Source organism: Pseudomonas cichorii (assembly GCF_003700275.1).
GTDB lineage: Bacteria > Pseudomonadota > Gammaproteobacteria > Pseudomonadales > Pseudomonadaceae > Aquipseudomonas > Aquipseudomonas cichorii_B.
In genome coordinates this window covers 46538-62053 of sequence record NZ_RBRE01000061.1, presented here as the reverse complement: position 1 = coordinate 62053, position 15516 = coordinate 46538, and the positions used below count along the sequence as shown (strand labels likewise).

Below are 15516 nucleotides of genomic sequence, written 5' to 3'. Positions count from 1 at the left end.
GCGCCTGTTACTCGAACCAATGGGCTCGGGCGGCCATGATCAACTTGCCGGCACGATCATCGTCAATGCCGTCGATGTCGAGCAGGTCATCAATAGACTGCTCGGCCAGGTCTTCGCGGGTAATTACGCCGCGCACCGCCAGTTCCATCGCCAAATCCTTGTCCATACCCTCAAGCGAGAGCAGGTCTTCGGCCGGATGGGCGTCTGCCAGCTTTTCCTCAGTAGCGATGGCTTTAGTCAACAAGCGATCCTTGGCACGAGCGCGAAGCTCGTTGACGGTTTCTTCGTCAAAGCCATCGATGTTGAGCATTTCTTCCAGCGGTACGTAGGCAATCTCTTCCAGGCTGGTGAAGCCTTCATCAACCAGCACCTGCGCCAGGTCTTCGTCGACTTCCAGCTCGTCGATGAAGTTGCGCAGAATGTCGCCAGTCTCTGCCTGCTGTTTGGCCTGGATGTCCGATTCGGTCATCACGTTCAGGGTCCAGCCAGTCAACTGACTGGCCAGACGCACGTTCTGACCGCCACGACCAATGGCCTGAGCCAGGTTGTCCGCACCAACAGCGATATCCATTGCATGGGCATCTTCATCGACGATGATTGCCGCCACTTCTGCAGGGGACATTGCGTTGATCACGAACTGCGCCGGGTTATCGTCCCAGAGCACGATATCCACACGCTCGCCACCCAACTCGCCGGATACGGCTTGAACACGCGAACCACGCATGCCGATACAGGCGCCTTGCGGGTCGATTCGTTTGTCCTTGGAGCGAACAGCGATTTTTGCACGCGAACCCGGGTCACGGGAGGCAGCCATCACCTCGATCAGACCTTCGGCAATTTCCGGTACTTCGATACGGAAAAGCTCGATCAGCATCTCTGGCGCAGTACGCGACAGGATCAACTGAGGGCCACGGTTTTCAGTGCGAATTTCTTTCAGCAGAGCCCGCAGACGTACACCGACCCGGAAAGTCTCCCGGGAGATGATGTCTTCGCGAGCCAGCAGTGCTTCGGCATTGTTGCCCAGGTCAACGATGACATTGTCACGTGTAACCTTTTTCACAGTGCCGGAAATGATTTCGCCCAGACGCTCGCGATAGGCATCGACCACCTGAGCACGCTCGGCTTCACGAACCTTTTGCACAATGACTTGCTTGGCGGTCTGCGCAGCAATGCGACCGAACTCGATGGACTCGATCTTTTCTTCGATAAGATCGCCAGCGACAGCACCCGGCTTCTTGGCCTGGGCCTGATCAACAGCCAGCTCGTAGGCCGGATCGTCCAGATCTTCGTCTTCGACCACAGTCCAGCGACGGAAAGTCTCGTAGTTTCCGGTGTGGCGGTTGATTTCCACACGCAGTTCAACTTCATCTTCAAAACGCTTTTTGGTAGCAGTGGCCAGGGCCAGCTCCAACGCTTCAAAAATCACACCTGCCGGAACGCCCTTTTCATTGGACACCGACTCAACAACCAGCAGTACTTCTTTGCTCATCGTACGCCTCGCCTTTCGCAAGCCATTGGATCCGCGGGATCCGCAGTATCTGGCACGTCTCAGTCAAACGTGGGAATAATGTTGGCTTTGTCGATCAAGTCGATCGGCAACAGGTATTCGTGGTCTTCTACATGCACCACGACATCCTGCTCCTCCACCCCGCGGAGAAGACCCTGAAAGTTGCGTCGACCATCGAATGGCGAGCGCAGCTTTATTTTCACTTGTTCCCCAGCGTGCAAAGCAAACTGTTCAAGAGTGAACAGTGGGCGATCCATGCCGGGAGAAGACACTTCAAGCGTGTATTCAGCGCTGATGGGATCTTCTACATCCAATACACCGCTGACCTGGCGACTGACTGTTTCGCAGTCTTCCACCAGTACGCCACCTTCTTTGTCGATATAAATGCGCAGCAGTGAATGTCGGCCCTGGGAAAGAAACTCTATTCCCCAGCATTGATAGCCAAGAGCCTCGACCACAGGGGCCAACAAGGCCTGCAACTGTTCTAGCTTGCTCGACACCTGAACCCCCTCGTGCATGCTTTAAAAATAAAAAAATGGGCTTAAGCCCATCACGAAAACGCCGCTGAACACCGGCGTCATGTACTGTCCAGCTAACAAAAAGCCCCTAGAATAGGGGCTTCGCGAAACTGGTTGCGGGGGCTGGATTTGAACCAACGACCTTCGGGTTATGAGCCCGACGAGCTACCAAGCTGCTCCACCCCGCGACAAAGCTGGGGCGGAAGTATACGACCGTTCCCTTAAAGGGTCAATCGAACATCCACCTACAAGAAAGCCCGCTAGTGCGGGCTATCCTGCTTAATTGGTACCGAGAAGGGGACTCGAACCCCTACACCCTATGGGCACAACCACCTCAAGGTTGCGTGTCTACCAATTCCACCACCTCGGCATTACAACTCTTTTTGGCGACCTCAACGAACATCGCCGAATTCTTTTTTACTTCTGCTCTGGAGCTTGAGGTACGTCAGCTGGAACAACAGCTGGCTTTTGCCCTTCGAGCACCGGAACATCATCTGCTGCCGGTTTTTGTTTCACTTCCAATACCGCTGGATCTGGCAAACCTACTTGAGTCAGCCCTTGAGCTTTCTCTTTAGCAAAGTAACCTAACCCCAAGCTGGTTATGAAAAAAGCTGCGGCGAGTATAGCAGTAAACTTACTCAGAAAGGTAGAGGTTCCTTGCCCTCCGAACACAGTATTTGATGCACCTGCTCCGAAAGACGCACCTGCGTCCGCACCTTTACCCTGTTGCAGCAATACCAGAGCAACAACGCCCAGAGCGCCCAACAGATGAAAAACGACTACGACTGTTTCCAGCATTTTCTCAGTTTCCCGCGGCGCGACAGATCGCACCGAACTCATCTGCATTCAGGGAAGCTCCACCAATGAGCCCCCCATCGATATCCGGCATGCTGAACAGTTCGACCGCATTGGCCGCCTTCACGCTGCCGCCATAAAGAAGACGCACGCCTTGTGCGACTTCGGAATTCTCTTTCGCCAGTTGCGCGCGAATAGCTGCGTGCACTTCCTGCGCCTGCTGAGGCGAGGCTGTCAGCCCGGTGCCAATGGCCCAGACCGGCTCGTAAGCGATTACTGCATCAACAAATGCACCAATGCCGAATTCGGCGATGATGCTATCGAGCTGTTGCCCGACAACTTCCAGTGTCTGACCCGCTTCGCGCTGCTCCAGGGTTTCCCCTATGCACAACACCGGTATCAGGCCACTCGCCTGAATTGCCGCAAACTTGCGGTTAAGAACATCATCCTGCTCACCAATCAATTGGCGGCGCTCGGAGTGCCCAACCAGTACAAACCTGCAACCTGCATCAGCCAACTGACTCGACGCTATCTCACCCGTCAATGCACCTTGTGCCGCCTGTATCGCAGCATTCTGGGCACCGACAGTGACCGACTGGCCCTTGAGCCCTTCGATCACCTGAGTGATATAGAGACTTGGAGGCATAACCGCGACATCAACATCGCTTGGCAGAACCTGCCCGGCAAGCCCGGCGATCAGCTCAGCGACGCTGGCGCGGGTACCGTGCATCTTCCAGTTACCAGCTACCATAGGGCGACGCATGCTACACCTCGTCGGTCAAAGTGGGCGCAGATGTTACCCAACACTTTCAACACTGGCAAGCCAAAATCAGGCGCAAACTTCAGCAACAAGCTTTGCCAGCTCATCGGCGTAGTTTCTGACCTGTGTTTCGTCCTCGCCCTCGACCATTACCCGTACCAATGGCTCGGTGCCAGACTTGCGTAGCAGCACCCGGCCACGCCCTGCCATTTCCTCGGTAACCCGGGCACAGGCTTCCTGCACCGAAGGATGGGTAACCGGATCAACGCCACCGCCAAAACGCACGTTGACCAGTACCTGAGGGCACTTGCGCAGCTTCTGGCGAACCTCGCACAGGCTGACGCCGTTGCGACGCAAGGCAAGCAGCACCTGCAAGGCGGCAATAATCGCATCGCCGGTCGTGGTGTGCTGGAAGCAGACGATATGTCCGGAGTTTTCCCCGCCGATCTGCCAGTTGCGCTCCAGCAGCTCGGCAATCACATAGCGGTCACCGACATTGGCGCGCACGAACGGAATATTCCTCTCGGCCAGCGCCAGCTCCAGGCCCAGGTTGCTCATCAGGGTCCCGACTACGCCGCCCTGCAGGCGATCACGCTCCTGCAGATCGCAGGCAATGATGTACAGCAACTCATCGCCATCGACGATTGCCCCGGTATGATCGACCATCAGAACACGGTCGCCATCGCCATCAAAGGCAATCCCCAGATCCGCCTTTTCGGCCACTACGGCAGCCTGCAGAGCGCCCATGTGGGTGGAGCCGCAATCCTTGTTGATATTGAGGCCATCGGGCTGCGCCGAAAGCACAACGACCTGCGCACCCAGCTCACGGAACACGTTGGGAGCCACTTTGTAGGTAGCACCGTGTGCGCAATCGATCACCAGCTTGAGGCCAGCGAAACTGGTGCTGGTCGGCACGCTGCTCTTGCAGAATTCGATGTAACGGCCTGCCGCATCGTTGATCCGCGAAACCTTGCCGAGCTTTTCGGATTCGGCAACGGTCATCGGCGTATCCAGCAGCTCTTCGATCATCTGCTCGATCTCGTCAGGCAGCTTGGTGCCCTTGCCCGAGAAAAACTTGATGCCGTTGTCGTAATGCGGATTGTGGGAGGCACTGATAACGATACCTGCTTCAGCATGGAACGTGCGGGTCAGGTAGGCGATAGCCGGCGTAGGCATCGGCCCCAGCAGCATGACATCGGCACCGGCCGCCGAAATACCGGCCTCCAGTGCAGACTCGAACATGTAGCCAGAAATGCGCGTGTCCTTGCCGACAAGAATTCGGCAGGCCCCCATCCGGCGAAATGCCATACCGGCAGCCCAGCCGAGCTTGAGCATGAACTCAGGCGTAATTGGAAACTGCCCTACGCGGCCACGAATACCGTCCGTTCCGAAATACTTTCTTGTAGTCATCAATGCTGCTCCACAGTTTCTTACTCAGCCGATTCGACAGCTGCAATCATGCGCACCACGTCAGCCGTTTCGGCGACATCGTGCACACGGAGAATTCTTGCCCCTTTGGTCATCGCCAGGACGGCCAATGCCAGGCTTCCATACAAGCGCTCGCCGACAGGACGCTCGAGCACAGCACCAATCATGCTTTTGCGCGAAACGCCGACCAGCAATGGCCGTCCCAGGGAATGCAGGGACTGCATGTGCTTGAACAGGCTCAGATTATGATCCAGCGTCTTGGCAAAGCCAAAGCCTGGATCAAGGATGATGCGCTCGCGATCAATACCTGACGCCACACACTGGTCCATTCGCTCCTGCAGGAACGCACTGACCTCACCGAGCAGATCACTGTAATGCGGATCATCCTGCATGTTGCCCGGCTCACCGAGCATATGCATCAGGCAGACCGGCAAACCTGTCTGCGCCGCGGCCGCCAGCGCACCGGGACGCCCCAGCGAGCGCACATCATTGATGAGGCCGGCACCGAGACGAGCCGTTTCGAGCATCACTTCAGGAGTGGAGGTATCAACCGAGACAATGACGTCCAGTTCGCGAACGATGGCTTCAACCACCGGCGCAACCCGCTCAAGCTCTTCGACAGGAGAAACCGCACGGGCACCCGGACGAGTCGACTCGCCACCCACATCGATCAGGGTCGCACCAGCCACGACCATGGCCTCTGCATGACGCAGGGCAGCATCGAGCTGGCTGAAATGGCCACCATCCGAAAATGAGTCTGGGGTCGCGTTGAGAATGCCCATTACATGCGTACGGGCCAAATCAAGAACCCGGTTGCCGCAAGGCAACCGGGTCGGGTACAGCGTAGATGTCATGTCAGACCTTAATGTTCAGCAGCAGGACCGCCGATAGGCGCTTCCGGGCGGACATCCGGAATAGGCGTGCCCTTGGTACCCGAACCACCTTCCCAATCGCGCGGTTCACGCGGAGGGCGACCTGCCATGATGTCATCGATCTGGTCTGCATCGATGGTCTCATACTTCATGAGCGCATCGGCCATCGCATCGAGCTTGTCACGGTTGTCAGTCAGGATCTGCTTGGCCGTGCCGTAGCAATGGTCAATGATGCTGCGCACTTCCAGGTCGATCAGCTTGGCCGTGTCACCCGAGAAGCTCGAGTTCTGGCTGCCGCCGCGCCCCAGATAACCGGAGTCTTCGTCCTCGGAGTACATCAGCGGACCGAGTTTTTCCGACAAGCCCCACTTGGTCACCATGTTCCGGGCAATCTGGCTTGCACGCATGATGTCATTGGAAGCACCGGTGGTGACACCGTCAAAGCCCAGCGTCATCTCTTCAGCGATACGACCGCCGTACAAGGAGCAGATTTGGCTAACCAGGGCGCGCTTGGACAGGCTGTAGCGGTCTTCTTCCGGCAGGAACATCGTCACACCCAGCGCACGACCACGCGGAATGATCGACACCTTGTAGACCGGATCATGCTCAGGCACCACACGACCGACGATAGCGTGACCCGCTTCGTGGTAGGCAGTGTTCTGTTTTTCCTTCTCGGACATGACCATGGATTTGCGCTCGGCGCCCATCATGATCTTGTCCTTGGCCAGCTCGAACTCTTTCATTTCAACGATGCGCTTGCCGGCACGGGCAGCAAACAGCGACGCCTCGTTGACCAGGTTGGCAAGGTCGGCACCCGAGAATCCTGGAGTACCACGAGCGATAACGGCTGGATTGACATCCTCGCCCATCGGCACCTTGCGCATGTGAACCTTGAGAATCTGCTCACGGCCACGGATATCCGGCAGACCGACGACAACCTGACGGTCGAAACGGCCCGGACGCAGCAAGGCCGGGTCCAGTACGTCAGGACGGTTGGTAGCGGCGATGACGATGATGCCATCGTTCATCTCGAAGCCATCCATCTCGACCAGCAACTGGTTGAGGGTTTGCTCACGCTCATCATGACCGCCACCCATGCCGGCGCCACGATGGCGACCCACGGCATCGATTTCGTCGATGAAGATGATGCACGGCGCGTGCTTCTTGGCCTGCTCGAACATGTCGCGAACACGGCTTGCACCAACACCCACGAACATTTCGACGAAGTCGGAACCGGAAATGGTGAAGAACGGTACTTTCGCTTCGCCAGCAATGGCCTTGGCGAGCAAGGTCTTACCGGTACCCGGAGGACCAACCATCAGCACGCCGCGAGGAATCCGGCCGCCCAGACGCTGGAACTTGCCCGGATCACGAAGGAACTCGACCAGCTCGCCCACTTCTTCCTTGGCTTCATCGCAACCGGCCACATCGGCCAGGGTCGTTTTCACCTGGTCTTCAGAGAGCAGGCGCGCCTTGCTCTTGCCGAAGCTCATCGGACCGCCCTTGCCTCCCGCACCACCTTGCATCTGGCGCATGAAGAACATGAACACGGCAATGATGACCAGGATCGGGAAGCTGGCTACCAGCAACTGGGTCCAGATGCTCTGCTGCTCTGGCTGCTTGCCTTCGACAACTACATTGTTGTCGACGAGGTCACCAATCAGGCCATTGTCCGTGATGTTTGGACGAATGGTCTTGAAGGTATCGCCATCACTGCGCTTGCCGGTAATGACAGCGCCGTCCACGGTAACCTTCTCGACCTTGCCATCCTTGACCTGCTGGATGAACTCGGAGTAATTGAGGGTCTGCGGTTCGTTCGGGCTGGAGAAGTTGTTCATCACCGTCACCAGGACAGCCGCGATGATCAACCACAGGATCAAATTCTTTGCCATATCGTTCAATTAGCTACCCTCTGAAGCAAGCTCCACGCAGGAAGCGTGCCTCGCATGATATTCACCGGCCTAACTTACTACAGAACCTACAGATGTGGCAGGCACCGTCTGTAACCCTTTGTGAAACTTTGACTACGCGATGGTCATACATGCGCCATCGACATAGCCATTTGAAAAAAGCTATCGGATACCCTCAAAGACGCTCATCGCTTGCCGCGCCGTCGACTGCACGGAAGCCGCGAGCCAGCAGATATTGCTCACGGGACCTGTCGCGCGACGACAATGGCTTGCGCATCTGCACCTTGTCGAACAGCTTGCGAATATCCTTGTGGTACACATCGAAGCCTTCACCCTGGAAGACCTTGATCAGAAAATCACCGCCCGGACGCAATACGCGACCAGCAAGATCCAGCGCCAATTCGCAGAGGAACATTGCACGCGGCATATCCACAGCGCTCAATCCACTCATATTGGGGGCCATATCGGAAATCACAAGGTCTACCTGCGTATTACCGACAGCTTCGAGGATTTGAGCGAGAACGGCGTCCTCGGTGAAGTCACCCTTGATGAAGGTCACATCGGGGATGCTGTCCATTTCCAGGATATCGGACGCAATCAGCCGACCCTGACCGCCAATCAGACGACTGGTCACCTGCGACCAGCCACCCGGCGCCGCACCGAGGTCGATGACCGTCATGCCTGGACGGATGATCTTGTCCTTCTCCTGGATTTCCAGAAGCTTGTAGCTGGCGCGAGAACGGTAACCGTCCTTCTGCGCCATTTTGACGTATTTGTCATCAAAGTGTTCTTTGAGCCAGTTATGGCTTGTCTTGGAACGGGCCACGGGGCACCTCAAAAATAAACGAGTCGTGATTAACTGGGCGGTCCCGGACTCGCTCGGGTAAACTGGCCGCCGCTTTTTACAAGATCAGACGCAGAGGTCAGATTATGCCGCTCACTCAAGAGCAGAAGAAACAATACAAATCCATTGGCCACCACCTGAAACCAGTATTGATCGTGGCTGACAATGGTTTGACTGAGGGCGTGCTCGCCGAACTCGAACGCGCACTGAGCGATCACGAACTGATCAAGATCAAACTCAATATCCTCGATCGCGAAAGCCGCCTCCAGACCATTGCAGAACTCTGCAAGGTCGGCTCAGCGGACCTTGTACAGGTCATCGGCAAGATGGCGCTGATCTATCGCAAGAACCCAAAGGTAAACAAGCAATTGTCCAACGTCCACCGCGCGCACGGATAAAACAGCAATCAGGGCGCCTTCAGTGCGCCCTGATGCCTCTTCCCGGCACCGGCTGCAAGACCAGCAACAAGCCACTCAACGCCAGTACCAGATAGCTCAGCAACTGCCAGTGCAAGGCATCGGCAAACCAGTGCCGAAGCACGTAGTAGATCGCTGACGACATCAATGCAATTGAAAGCAGTTGCCCGCGAAAATCCCGCCAGATACTTGCCAATCGCTCGAACCTGACCAGAACCACCAGCTGAAGCACTGCACAGGCCGCCGCAAACCCTACCAGCAGAGCGCTGGCACGGTTGGCGAACTGGTCGATGAACAGCGGCGCAAGGCCCGTCTGATCAAGCACGGCCAATGTCGCCAGATGCAGCAGGACCAGCCCGCCCACCCACAAGGTCTGGGCAAGCTGCCAGATAATTGCGCCCGCAGGAAACGGGCGCACTCCATCAAACGTGACGGACTTCAATGATCTCGTACTCGATCAGACCGCTAGGCGTTTTCACCGCCACCACATCGCCCTCTTCCTTGGCAATCAAGGCGCGCGCGATAGGGGAACCGACGGAAATCTTGCCCAGCTTGATGTCTGCCTCATCCTCGCCGACGATCTGATAGGTAACGGACTCGTCTGTTTCAACGTTGGCGATCTGGACGGTCGTACCGAAAATCACCTTTCCCGTATGAGGAATGGTCGCAACATCGATGATGACCGCATTCTGCATGCGGCCTTCGATATCACGGATACGCGCCTCGACCATACCTTGCTGCTCGCGGGCAGCATGGTATTCGGCGTTTTCCTTCAGGTCGCCCAGCTCACGCGCAGTACCGATGTCCTGGCTGAGCTTGGGGCGAATGACCTTGGTCAGATGCGTCAACTCTTCTTCCAGGGCGCGAGCACCCTGGACAGTCATTGGGTATTTGATCATGCCTTCAGTCCTGCATGTAGATCCTGCAAGCGGCGTACGGTCTTTTCAGGACCGAACTTGAGCGCTTCACAGATGGCTTCACCTGCAGCAATAGTAGTGGTGCAGTAAATCTTGTGCTGCAAGGCGTTGCGACGAATGGAGTAAGAATCGGCGATCGACTGGCGGCCTTCAGTGGTGTTGATGATCAGCGTGACTTCGTCATTCTTGATCATGTCGACCACGTGTGGACGACCCTCGGTCACCTTGTTGACGCGACGCACCTTCAAGCCGGCCGCCTCGATCAGCTTCGCCGTACCGGCAGTCGCAACGATCTCGAAACCGAGGCTGATCAGGTCGCGAGCGACAGCGGCAACCAATGGCTTGTCGTCATTGCGCACGCTGATGAACGCCGTGCCGCCGGTCGGCAGAATTTCACTGGCCCCCATCTGGGCCTTGGCAAAGGCTTCACCAAAGGTATCGCCCACGCCCATGACTTCACCGGTCGATTTCATTTCCGGGCCGAGGATCGGGTCAACACCCGGGAACTTGGCGAACGGGAAGACCGCTTCTTTCACACTGTAGAAGTTCGGAATGATTTCCTTGGTGAAACCCAGTTCCTTCAGGGTTTTACCCGCCATGACGCGAGCAGCGATCATGGCCAGGGAAACGCCGATGCACTTGGAGACGAAAGGAACTGTACGCGATGCACGCGGGTTCACTTCGATGACGTAGATGTCTTCGCCTTGCAGCGCCAACTGAACGTTCATCAGGCCGACAACGCCCAGTTCCAGGGCCATCTTCTTGACCTGCTCGCGCATTTCGTCCTGGATATGGGCCGGCAGCGAGTAAGGCGGCAGCGAACAGGCGGAGTCACCGGAGTGAACGCCCGCCTGCTCGATGTGCTGCATGATCGCGCCGATCACCACGTCGGTACCGTCGCAGACAGCATCGACGTCCATTTCGATGGCGCAGTTCAGGAAGTGATCGAGCAACACCGGGCTGTCATTGGAAACCTGGACGGCTTCACGCAGGTAGCGCTTGAGTTCTTCTTCCTGGTAGACGATTTCCATCGCCCGACCACCCAACACGTAGGACGGACGCACAACCAGCGGGTAACCGATCTTCGCCGCAGCGCGGATCGCTTCGTCTTCGCTGCGCACGGTAGCGTTTGGCGGCTGACGCAGGTTCAGGCGTTCAACCATCTGCTGGAAGCGCTCACGGTCTTCTGCACGGTCGATGGCGTCAGGGCTGGTGCCGATGATCGGTACACCGGCCGCTTCCAGGGCGCGAGCCAGTTTCAGCGGCGTCTGGCCACCGTACTGGACGATCACACCTTTAGGCTTCTCCACGCGCACGATTTCCAGCACGTCTTCCAGGGTTACCGGCTCGAAGTACAGGCGGTCGGAAGTGTCGTAGTCGGTGGATACGGTTTCCGGGTTGCAGTTGACCATGATGGTCTCGTACCCGTCATCGCGCAGCGCCAGGGCAGCGTGTACACAGCAGTAGTCGAACTCGATACCCTGGCCGATACGGTTAGGACCGCCACCCAGGATCATGATCTTGTCGCGAGTCGACGGATTGGCTTCGCACTCTTCCTCGTACGTCGAGTACAGGTAGGCAGTATCGGTTGCGAACTCGGCCGCGCAGGTGTCGACGCGCTTGTAGACCGGGAACACTTCGAGCTTCTGGCGATGAGTACGCAGGTTCTTCTCGGTGACGCCCAGCAGCTTGGCCAGACGTGCATCGGAGAAGCCTTTACGCTTGAGGCGGAACATCAGGTCGCGGTCGATGGCCGACAGCCCCAGAGTCTTGACCTTCTCTTCTTCCTTGATCAGATCTTCGATCTGCACCAGGAACCAAGGGTCGATCATGTTCATGCCGAAGATTTCTTCGACCGTGATGCCAGCACGGAAAGCATCGGCGACGTACCAGATACGCTCGGCACCCGGAACGGTCAGCTCGCGCTTGAGCGTGCTCATGCTTTCCGGATCGCTCAGGTCCAGTTTCGGGTCAAGGCCGCTGACACCGACTTCCAGGCCGCGCAGGGCTTTCTGCAGGGATTCCTGGAAGGTACGGCCGATAGCCATGACTTCACCGACCGACTTCATCTGGGTCGTCAGGCGTGCGTCAGCCTTGGAGAACTTCTCGAAGGCGAATCGCGGCAGCTTGGTGACCACGTAATCGATGGACGGCTCGAAGGACGCCGGGGTCTTGCCGCCAGTGATGTCGTTCTGCAGCTCGTCAAGGGTGTAGCCAACAGCCAGCTTGGCCGCGACCTTGGCGATCGGGAAGCCGGTAGCCTTGGAAGCCAGTGCCGAGGAACGCGATACACGCGGGTTCATCTCGATCACGACCATGCGGCCGGTGTCCGGACAGATACCGAACTGTACGTTGGAACCGCCGGTTTCCACGCCGATCTCGCGCAGCACTGCCAGCGAGGCGTTACGCAGGATCTGGTATTCCTTGTCCGTCAGGGTCTGAGCCGGTGCAACAGTGATCGAGTCACCGGTGTGCACGCCCATCGGGTCAAAGTTTTCGATGGAGCAGACGATGATGCAGTTGTCCTTCTTGTCGCGGACAACTTCCATTTCATATTCTTTCCAGCCGATCAGCGATTCGTCGATCAGCAGCTCCTTGGTCGGCGACAGGTCCAGACCACGGGCACAGATTTCCTCGAACTCTTCACGGTTGTACGCGATACCGCCACCGGTGCCGCCCATGGTGAAGGACGGACGAATGATGCACGGGAAGCCCAGCTTCTCGAGAACCGCGTTGGCTTCTTCCATGGTGTGGGCAATGCCGGAGCGCGGGCATTCCAGACCGATGGACTTCATGGCCTTGTCGAAGCGCGAACGATCTTCGGCCTTGTCGATGGTGTCGGCATTGGCGCCGATCATTTCAACGCCGAACTTCTCCAGAACGCCTTCGCGCTCCAGGTCCAGTGCGCAGTTCAGTGCGGTCTGGCCACCCATGGTTGGCAGCACGGCATCCGGACGCTCTTTTTCGATGATCTTGGCAACGGTCTGCCACTTGATCGGCTCGATGTAGGTCGCGTCGGCCATGGCCGGATCGGTCATGATGGTCGCCGGGTTGGAGTTCACCAGGATGACGCGGTAACCCTCTTCGCGCAGTGCCTTGCAGGCCTGGGCGCCGGAGTAGTCGAATTCACAGGCCTGGCCGATCACGATGGGGCCGGCGCCGAGAATCAGGATGCTTTTAATATCTGTACGTTTTGGCATGGGGTTGTCACTCAAATCCGTAGGTCAGTCGGCAAGCCGTCTTGAATATTTCTTTGAGGTGGCCTGGGTGGCGACAACCGGACTCGTCATCCGGGGCCACCCTGGCACCTGCTTACTACATTCTCAAGGCAACCGGTCAGCGTCGCTTGGCCATGGCTTCGATAAAGCGATCAAACAGAGGGGCGACGTCATTCGGGCCCGGGCTGGCTTCAGGGTGCCCCTGGAAGCTGAATGCGCTCTTGTCGGTACGCTCGATACCCTGCAGGGTACCGTCGAACAGCGACTTGTGGATGGCGCGCACGTTGCCCGGCAGAGTCGACTCGTCCACTGCAAAGCCGTGGTTCTGGCTGGTGATCATGACGACACCGGTGTCCAGATCCTGGACCGGGTGGTTGGCGCCGTGGTGGCCGTGGCCCATTTTTACCGTCTTGGCACCGGAAGCCAGAGCCAGCAACTGGTGGCCCAGGCAGATACCGAAAACCGGAATCTCGGTTTCCAGGACTTCCTTGATGGCCTTGATGGCGTAGTCGCATGGCTCGGGATCGCCAGGGCCGTTGGACAGGAAAACACCGTCCGGGCTGTAGGCAAGCACGTCGCTGGCAGGCGTTTGCGCCGGAACCACGGTGACGCGGCAACCGCGCTCGACCAGCATGCGCAGGATATTGACCTTGACGCCGTAGTCGTAAGCCACGACATGGTAAGGCAATTCGGCAGCAGCGATTTCAGGGTGGCTGTCGGTCTTCAGATTCCAGACGCTGGAACGCCACTCGTAGCTTTCCTTGGTGCTGACCACTTTGGCCAGATCCATGCCCTTGAGGCCCGGGAAGCCGCGAGCCGCTGCGATTGCAGCCTCTTCGGAAATGTTGTCACCGGCCATGATGCAGCCGTTCTGTGCGCCTTTCTCACGCAGGATGCGGGTCAGGCGACGAGTGTCAATACCAGCGATGGCAACGACGTTGTTGGCCTTGAGGTATTCGTCCAGTGGCTGCTTGTTGCGCCAGTTGCTTGATACCAGTGGCAGGTCACGAATGACCAGGCCTGCAGACCATACGCGATTCGACTCGGCGTCTTCCGGCGTGGTGCCGGTGTTGCCGATGTGCGGGTAAGTCAGAGTAACGATTTGCTGGGCATAGGAAGGATCGGTAAGGATTTCCTGATAGCCGGTCATTGCGGTGTTGAACACCACCTCACCAACGGTCTGGCCGTCGGCTCCAATGGCTTCGCCGCGAAAAATGCTGCCATCAGCAAGGGCAAGTATGGCTGGCTTAGTCAAGAAGACCTCCCGTAAATAAAGCCTGAAAGGGCGTTCGCAGGTTGCAAAAAAGCGGAATGACGTAGATACGTCACCCCGCTTTCTTATCGAATCATCTGCGCGCTTTTAGTGGACACACTAAAGCTGTAGCTTACAGAAAAAGCCTGTTTGGGTCTACCACCAATGAGTCCGAAAACTCACGGAATGCGACAGGGCAAACCCGCCAGAAGCCGATGAGGGGCGCAGCCCACACCTGAGCACGAGCCAGCAAACCCTCATCCAGCGCCTTTTATCAGCGCAGTTCCAGCACGTCCTGCATGTCATAAAGACCTGGCGCCTTGCCATCGAGCCACATGGCTGCGCGTACGGCACCCTTGGCAAAGGTCATGCGACTGGAGGCCTTGTGGGTGATTTCCACCCGCTCGCCATCAGCAGCGAACAACACCGTATGGTCACCCACGATATCCCCGGCGCGAATGGTCGCAAAACCGATCGACTGACGATCACGGGCACCTGTCTGGCCTTCACGACCGTAGACAGCGACCTTCTCCAGATCACGACCCAGCGCCTCGGCAACCACTTCGCCCATGCGCAATGCCGTACCCGAAGGCGCATCGACCTTGTGCCGGTGATGAGCCTCGGTGATCTCGATATCGACATCGTCACCCAGTACGCGAGCCGCGGTATCCAGCAGCTTCAGGCAAAGGTTCACACCAACGCTGAAGTTGGCCGCAAAAACGATAGGGATCTCTTTCCCGGCCTCGGCCAGCACCTGCTTCTCTTCAACACTGAAGCCGGTAGTACCGATGATCATGGCCTTGCCTGCCTTGCGGCAGAACGCCAGATTCTTCAGCGTGACCGTCGGATGCGTGAAGTCGATCAACACATCGAACTCATCGGCAACCCGGGCCACATCACCCGACAACGGCACGCCGATACGACCCAGCGCAGCCAGTTCGCCAGCATCGGCACCCACCAGCGTGCTGTCCGGACGGTCGATTGCGGCCGTCAGCCCGGCACCCGGCGCCGACAGCACCGCTTCGATCAAAGTCTTACCCATGCGCCCGGCGGCGCCTACCACAGCAATACGTCGCATA

General features: G+C 57.6%; 14 protein-coding genes and 2 tRNA genes. 1 reads left to right on the top strand and 15 read right to left on the bottom strand.

All coding sequences use genetic code 11. The features are described from left to right. Nucleotides 1-7 precede the first annotated feature (7 nt). The 10 genes from nusA to rlmE all read right to left on the bottom strand — a co-directional run bounded on the left by nusA (nucleotide 8) and on the right by rlmE (nucleotide 8616). On the bottom strand, nucleotides 8-1489 hold the full coding sequence (gene nusA / locus ALQ04_RS17200; RefSeq protein ID WP_122316951.1) for a transcription termination factor NusA: 1482 nt from the start codon (nucleotides 1487-1489) through the stop codon (nucleotides 8-10). A 59-nt stretch (nucleotides 1490-1548) separates the two neighbouring features. Further along, entirely contained in the window at nucleotides 1549-2007 is a 459-nt protein-coding gene (rimP, locus tag ALQ04_RS17195; RefSeq protein ID WP_025258500.1) for a ribosome maturation factor RimP, read from the bottom strand. 129 nt (nucleotides 2008-2136) lie between these two features. Further along, nucleotides 2137-2213: transfer RNA gene (locus ALQ04_RS17190), tRNA-Met, on the bottom strand. Nucleotides 2214-2309: 96 nt separating this feature from the next. Next, nucleotides 2310-2395 (bottom strand) — tRNA-Leu (locus tag ALQ04_RS17185). 47 nt (nucleotides 2396-2442) lie between these two features. Further along, nucleotides 2443-2823, bottom strand: coding sequence for a preprotein translocase subunit SecG (gene secG / locus ALQ04_RS17180; protein WP_122316950.1), 381 nt, complete (start codon nucleotides 2821-2823; stop codon nucleotides 2443-2445). Nucleotides 2824-2827: 4 nt separating this feature from the next. Next, the gene (gene tpiA, locus ALQ04_RS17175; RefSeq protein ID WP_122316949.1) at nucleotides 2828-3583 is read right to left on the bottom strand and encodes a triose-phosphate isomerase; all 756 of its coding nucleotides are present in this window, start codon (nucleotides 3581-3583) and stop codon (nucleotides 2828-2830) included. Between the two features lie 66 nt (nucleotides 3584-3649). Continuing rightward, a complete protein-coding gene (gene glmM, locus ALQ04_RS17170; protein ID WP_122316948.1) occupies nucleotides 3650-4990 on the bottom strand; it encodes a phosphoglucosamine mutase in 1341 nt (446 codons plus the stop codon). Between the two features lie 20 nt (nucleotides 4991-5010). Further along, entirely contained in the window at nucleotides 5011-5862 is an 852-nt protein-coding gene (gene folP / locus ALQ04_RS17165; RefSeq protein ID WP_122316947.1) for a dihydropteroate synthase, read from the bottom strand. A gap of 8 nt (nucleotides 5863-5870) precedes the next feature. Beyond that, a complete protein-coding gene (gene ftsH / locus ALQ04_RS17160; protein ID WP_122316946.1) occupies nucleotides 5871-7772 on the bottom strand; it encodes an ATP-dependent zinc metalloprotease FtsH in 1902 nt (633 codons plus the stop codon). 193 nt (nucleotides 7773-7965) lie between these two features. After that, nucleotides 7966-8616, bottom strand: coding sequence for a 23S rRNA (uridine(2552)-2'-O)-methyltransferase RlmE (rlmE, locus tag ALQ04_RS17155; protein WP_122316945.1), 651 nt, complete (start codon nucleotides 8614-8616; stop codon nucleotides 7966-7968). A gap of 104 nt (nucleotides 8617-8720) precedes the next feature. On the opposite strand from rlmE, the gene ALQ04_RS17150 reads away from it, so the two are divergent. Beyond that, the gene (locus ALQ04_RS17150) at nucleotides 8721-9032 is read left to right on the top strand and encodes a YhbY family RNA-binding protein (protein WP_122316944.1); all 312 of its coding nucleotides are present in this window, start codon (nucleotides 8721-8723) and stop codon (nucleotides 9030-9032) included. Between the two features lie 19 nt (nucleotides 9033-9051). On the opposite strand, the gene ALQ04_RS17145 is transcribed toward ALQ04_RS17150, so the two are convergent. From ALQ04_RS17145 to dapB, 5 genes are all read right to left on the bottom strand, one after another. Further along, the gene (locus ALQ04_RS17145; protein WP_409077269.1) at nucleotides 9052-9468 is read right to left on the bottom strand and encodes an MFS transporter; all 417 of its coding nucleotides are present in this window, start codon (nucleotides 9466-9468) and stop codon (nucleotides 9052-9054) included. 4 nt (nucleotides 9469-9472) lie between these two features. Further along, a complete protein-coding gene (gene greA, locus ALQ04_RS17140) occupies nucleotides 9473-9949 on the bottom strand; it encodes a transcription elongation factor GreA (RefSeq protein WP_122316943.1) in 477 nt (158 codons plus the stop codon). Further along, the gene (gene carB / locus ALQ04_RS17135; RefSeq protein ID WP_122316942.1) at nucleotides 9946-13167 is read right to left on the bottom strand and encodes a carbamoyl-phosphate synthase large subunit; all 3222 of its coding nucleotides are present in this window, start codon (nucleotides 13165-13167) and stop codon (nucleotides 9946-9948) included. The genes greA and carB overlap by 4 nt, the downstream gene beginning before the upstream one ends. A 136-nt stretch (nucleotides 13168-13303) precedes the next feature. Beyond that, complete coding sequence (carA, locus tag ALQ04_RS17130; RefSeq protein WP_122316941.1) at nucleotides 13304-14440, bottom strand: glutamine-hydrolyzing carbamoyl-phosphate synthase small subunit; 1137 nt, start codon at nucleotides 14438-14440, stop codon at nucleotides 13304-13306. Between the two features lie 271 nt (nucleotides 14441-14711). After that, a complete protein-coding gene (gene dapB / locus ALQ04_RS17125) occupies nucleotides 14712-15515 on the bottom strand; it encodes a 4-hydroxy-tetrahydrodipicolinate reductase (RefSeq protein ID WP_122316940.1) in 804 nt (267 codons plus the stop codon). Nucleotide 15516 lies beyond the last annotated feature (1 nt).

What these genes read in the sequence shown, in the direction of transcription:
- nusA (WP_122316951.1), bottom strand. Translation starts at nt 1,489, where the DNA reads ATGAGCAAAGAAGTACTGCTGGTTGTTGAGTCGGTGTCCAATGAAAAG.
- secG (WP_122316950.1), bottom strand. Translation starts at nt 2,823, where the DNA reads ATGCTGGAAACAGTCGTAGTCGTTTTTCATCTGTTGGGCGCTCTGGGC.
- tpiA (WP_122316949.1), bottom strand. Translation starts at nt 3,583, where the DNA reads ATGCGTCGCCCTATGGTAGCTGGTAACTGGAAGATGCACGGTACCCGC.
- glmM (WP_122316948.1), bottom strand. Translation starts at nt 4,990, where the DNA reads ATGACTACAAGAAAGTATTTCGGAACGGACGGTATTCGTGGCCGCGTA.
- folP (WP_122316947.1), bottom strand. Translation starts at nt 5,862, where the DNA reads ATGACATCTACGCTGTACCCGACCCGGTTGCCTTGCGGCAACCGGGTT.
- ftsH (WP_122316946.1), bottom strand. Translation starts at nt 7,772, where the DNA reads ATGGCAAAGAATTTGATCCTGTGGTTGATCATCGCGGCTGTCCTGGTG.
- ALQ04_RS17150 (WP_122316944.1), top strand. Translation starts at nt 8,721, where the DNA reads ATGCCGCTCACTCAAGAGCAGAAGAAACAATACAAATCCATTGGCCAC.
- greA (WP_122316943.1), bottom strand. Translation starts at nt 9,949, where the DNA reads ATGATCAAATACCCAATGACTGTCCAGGGTGCTCGCGCCCTGGAAGAA.
- carB (WP_122316942.1), bottom strand. Translation starts at nt 13,167, where the DNA reads ATGCCAAAACGTACAGATATTAAAAGCATCCTGATTCTCGGCGCCGGC.
- dapB (WP_122316940.1), bottom strand. Translation starts at nt 15,515, where the DNA reads ATGCGACGTATTGCTGTGGTAGGCGCCGCCGGGCGCATGGGTAAGACT.